The sequence below is a fragment of the Aurantivibrio infirmus genome (assembly GCF_054767315.1).
Genome location: NZ_BAAFSK010000013.1, coordinates 1 through 4,616, shown reverse-complemented (window position 1 = coordinate 4,616; position 4,616 = coordinate 1). Strand labels below are relative to the sequence as shown.

Annotated in this window: 7 protein-coding genes; all 7 read right to left on the bottom strand. The window is 40.0% G+C overall.

The window, feature by feature from the left end:
• Positions 1-103: 103 nt before the first annotated feature.
• Positions 104-490: a hypothetical protein gene (locus ACYUCY_RS18225; protein WP_460227969.1), complete on the bottom strand. Its 387-nt coding sequence runs from the start codon at positions 488-490 to the stop codon at positions 104-106.
• An 87-nt stretch (positions 491-577) separates the two neighbouring features.
• The gene (locus ACYUCY_RS18220; protein WP_460227968.1) at positions 578-985 is read right to left on the bottom strand and encodes a hypothetical protein; all 408 of its coding nucleotides are present in this window, start codon (positions 983-985) and stop codon (positions 578-580) included.
• Between the two features lie 72 nt (positions 986-1,057).
• Positions 1,058-1,372 carry a hypothetical protein gene (locus tag ACYUCY_RS18215; RefSeq protein ID WP_460227967.1) on the bottom strand — a complete coding sequence of 105 codons (315 nt, stop codon included), beginning with the start codon at positions 1,370-1,372 and terminating at the stop codon, positions 1,058-1,060.
• Between the two features lie 456 nt (positions 1,373-1,828).
• Positions 1,829-2,161: a ferredoxin gene (locus ACYUCY_RS18210; protein ID WP_460227966.1), complete on the bottom strand. Its 333-nt coding sequence runs from the start codon at positions 2,159-2,161 to the stop codon at positions 1,829-1,831.
• Between the two features lie 103 nt (positions 2,162-2,264).
• Entirely contained in the window at positions 2,265-2,561 is a 297-nt protein-coding gene (locus ACYUCY_RS18205; protein ID WP_460227965.1) for a hypothetical protein, read from the bottom strand.
• A 451-nt stretch (positions 2,562-3,012) separates the two neighbouring features.
• Complete coding sequence (locus ACYUCY_RS18200) at positions 3,013-3,456, bottom strand: hypothetical protein (protein WP_460227964.1); 444 nt, start codon at positions 3,454-3,456, stop codon at positions 3,013-3,015.
• A 526-nt stretch (positions 3,457-3,982) separates the two neighbouring features.
• Positions 3,983-4,616: hypothetical protein (locus ACYUCY_RS18195; protein ID WP_460227963.1), on the bottom strand; the 634-nt coding region annotated here is incomplete at its 5' end.

Genomic DNA, 4,616 nt, shown 5'->3' with positions numbered 1-4,616 from the left:
CTGAGAATCAATTTTAAATTTCATAATTTACACATAACGCCAAGGTTTGGGGCGCGACGCCAGGAGCGTCCCGCCGCGTTTCGCGGCAAACAACACCGCCTTGTTATGTTTTATTGTATATTTTATATTTGGTGCCTTTTGGCAGGTATTTAATATATTTTTTTAGATCGTCTTCGATCGTTTTTTTAGGTTCTTTTTCAGGCTCAACCTCTTCAATAAGCAAGTACTTTCCAGACATTATGTCAGAATAGAAACTCATGATTTTTTCGGACTTCTCCATATCTGGACTTCCCAAGCAATCACTATGAGTATGCCAATCCGATCCTACCAGCCCAATTAAGTCATCGCCACCTTCTAAGTCCATAATCTGTAATTCGCCAAATCCATTTGGTAGTGTTAAGAAAATAGAATCGTTTTGTTCTCGAAATAAAATCCCATTTTTCTGAAGTATCAACTTAATATTGGCAACTGTACTATTCATATTTTGCAAACATAACGCCCGCAGAACCGGGCCGGCAAGCGTTTATTGGCCTGCTTTTCAAGGCCAATGCTTGCTGGGTCCGTGTTGCTGCGTTTGTTAACTGTTTTTGTCATAGAACAATTCTTTATCTTCCCAAGGTTCTTGATACGCAGACAAGATATGCTGAATTACTGGAATTGCCCGCCAATCGGGAATATTTTGTGCTTCCTCTAGGCGCTTCACTAGATGCGCTTTAAACTTAGGAAGCTTTAAATGATACATACAAACTTGTACTAGTTCCCAAGTGCATTCTTTATGTGTATCGAAGTCTTCGATAAAGGCTTCTTCAAATTCGTTTTTATCTACTTCCTCTTTACCATATAGCTCTAATATATTTTCACAAAAAGGGACTAAATCTGGAGTACCTCGGGAGTCCGGGGAACCAAACACTTCCTCAGACTTTCTGAATATTTCCCTCAATTTCGATTTAATACTTTGATCCATATGTACAGTTAACGCCGCCATAAAGGGCGCGACGTTAGGAGCGTCCTAGGCCGCGCTTTTTGCGGCCGATTTTTGATGGCTTTGTTAAATTTTTTATCGTGCATTTTTAGGGAGAACCCAATAGAACTGCTTATGACCTTTGGCGGTATACTCAGCTACGATTTCTTTTGCTTGGGGATATGACAAATCTTCTTTCATTTTAAAGTGATTTCCATTGTCATCTTGCCGCCAAACTTCCCACTTATCTTCTAGTAATGCAATATATTCCGGCTTAAATAATTTATCTAAAATCCAATCTACGCTTTGCTTTCTGTGTGGATCTTCAATACCAAGGTCTTGCCAGAAAACCGCATCGACATACAGTTCAATTCTTTTTCGCGCCTCTTTCCATCTATCTTCTGGTTTCATACTTGTGTAAATTTAACGCCAAGGTTTGGGGCGCGACGCCAGGAGCGTCCCGCCGCGTTTAGCGGCATACAACACCGCCTTGTTACGTGTTTTTAGTTTGTGTTTCATTTAAGGCACCATTGCTGCCGATACGTACAAACAAAAAATTTGAAACTACCGCGATTGTTTTAATTTAGCAAGTTCCCGATTAGAACGTTATTGCTGCAAAAGTACTTGCGATAAACATTACAGAGCCGCAAACCACGATACTTATAGAATGAAATTTTTAACCTTGCTCCGTGGCTTCTTGACCCTGCGATAGGGTTTGAGTTACTACCGTGTTCTCTAGCATCTTTTGTAACTTAAAGAATGCACTTTTATTTTTGCGGCGACACTAAATTATAATTTTTTATACACGTAACGCCTTTAGAAGGGGCCGCCGAATAGGCGGTCCCGCTTGCTAAACTTGTTATGCATTTACCTTGCCCAAAGCTTAGATTTAATTTTTGCTAACAACACTTGAAAATTACTTGAGATACAAGACTCAAGATTTCTTTGCTTTAGACCGCCAATTATTTCTTTGTTTTTACCTTTGTATTGAATGCAATCTAAATCTTGGACTTCCATAGCATTTAATATTTTTACTACTTCGGCATTTGTTGTTGGCTGCCTGCAAACATAACAGTGCCCATCTTCATATTTGAACAATTCTGGAGCTTCTTCGCGTGGCAGATCACATGCCGTACAGCAGCCATCTTCAACGTAGAAATCGCCTTTTATATTCTTTGGATGTGGAGGAAGCTTTGTCATGTCGATTTATGCATAACGCTAAGGTAAGGGGCGTGCGGAGCATCGCGTAGCACGTCCCGCGCAGGCTGCGTTTTTTGCAGCCGGAGTGTACTTGACCGCCTTGTTAGGCGCTTTTGTTGCTTGCGATGAATTCATTGTTGGTAACGTATATTTGAAATTTTACATCGAATTGATTGGCCCACTTTAGCAGAACTTCCTGTAATTCCTTTTTCATTTCGCCAGATACATTTAAATTGTGAAGCCAAATACCTATAGTTTTTACTTGAGTAGGTAAATCCTCACAATCAATATTTATCCGATGTTTACCTTTGCTCACGGATAAGGCGTGAGTGTACATGTGAATATTTCTGTTTAAAGATATTTCCCAACCATCGACAGTATCTTTAATGTTTTTTTCCATTCCGCTCTCTTATACGCCTAACGCCGCGATGTGCGGATTTTATAAGTGGAGGCGAAGCCGGAGCTTATAAAAGTCCGCACAATTGCCTTGTTATGAGATTTTTTAACCATTTTGGTTTGCTGCCTAGCGTAAATGACGAAATATTATTTTTTGGCCCTGGAAGCAGGGCTACTTAGATTTAAAAAAAACACCGTACCTTACATATTTTTTTAAATTCTCTATGAACCCCGGTTAATCTATTTGTCCGCCTCAGCGGCACATTGTGCTACCAGAACCTACCAATAACTTTTATTTATTCTGTTTTTATTACCTATTCACTTAAACCTTGTTTTTTTACCTTTTTGACTCATAACGCCGTGCTAATTTGCCGGAACGGAGGCGCTTGTTTTGCGGTAGCGTAGCGTTAAACCGTAAAACAAGCGCCGTAGTGGAGGTCAAATTGAGCACTTTGTTAAGCCGTGATTACTTCGATTGTTGTATCGAAAGTGAACGGCTCATTTGTGGCCACACCCTCATTTTCAAATTCTACGATGACGTAGCCTTTTACTTCATAGCTTCCATCATTTATTTTAGAAAACACTAATTCTTTTACATCACACCAATTATGTGCATAACCGACATAAACCGAAGCCTCGGCATCTGGGTATAACTCGTGTGATAAATTTGCTCCATCCAGTTCGGATGGATTCTCTAATTTTAACTCGTACCAGTCCAAGACTATTTCAGTCAACAGCGGCTGCTCTTCATACTCGAGGCCTGAATCAAATGGCTCTAGGGGTATGGTTATACGATGAAATAAAGTTTTCCTTAATCCGATACTCTCGTTTTCAAACCAGTGGGCCTCAACCTTTCCGATTTTAGCTTTAGTTTTTTTCTGTAATCCAATTTTATGCATGGGTTCATATCTAGTGTGGCTTAACGCCCACAACAGGGGAAAACTTGTAGTGCAACGGAAAGTTTTTCCCTGCTGCTTGTGTTTGTTAAGGCTTGGTCCATGATTTTATAGTGCCCCATTAAAAAAACTGAACAATGCCACTTGCGAATATAATATTGCCACGCCAGCTGAAGTAAAACTACGCCACGCTAAACTAGGTGGCTCTAGCCTTTCTCTAACATACAATATCAATACGATTGGTATAACCAAATAAACGGAATAGCCCTGCAACACCAAGAATGTTAGAGGTAACGCACCCAAAACTGCTAGCAAAAACAAAGTAGCTATTTGAGTATTACTTAATACTGAAGACGCATACCGGTTTCGTAATTTTCTACTATATAAAAATGAGCCAATTGCAGCTGATGCTAAAAATACTACTATGTAAACGTATTTAATTTCCATGTAGCCTTAACGCCGCCATAAAACGCGCCGCGTTTCAGGCGTCGTAGGCCGCGCTTTTTGCGGCCGGTTTTTGATGGCTTTGTTATGGTTTTTTAACGCTATACTTACCGCCTCCTTCTACTACGGTTAGCAGCCTTTCTTTATAAAGGATGCTTTTCTTTCCATCTTTATCAATATTTACTCGATGCCATGAACCTTCATACCAAATTTCCATAAAGAAACTGCCGGGGCCTGAAATGCCTTCATTGTCATAAAAGCGGGTATCAGCCGTACCGTCCATTTCATAATCTTGAACTTCAACAGTCCACCCTTCTTCATTAGGTGCGGATCGGTAGCTTATACCATCAAATACACCATCGTTATCGAAATCATTTACTGTGAATTTATTATGAACATAAACCGAAATACCTTCACGCGGCTTTTTCGTAGGAGGCGGCATGACAATATTTATCTTTGGAGAGTCGCCGTGCACGATACCTAAAACGCTAACGGGCCATGACTCAATGTCATTCGGATCGAAATCCCAGCTCAATTTGTAGGACTCTATTTTAAACCCATTCGCCTCGAATGTTTTACCGTCAGCTACATTAGATATTTCCTCTGCTAATTTAGTAAATTGATTATCTAGGTCATCTGCAAACAGAATATTCGCAAAGTTCAAAGTTAGCAATAGAGTAAATATTGTCGATGATTTCATGGTTTGATCTCCTGAACCA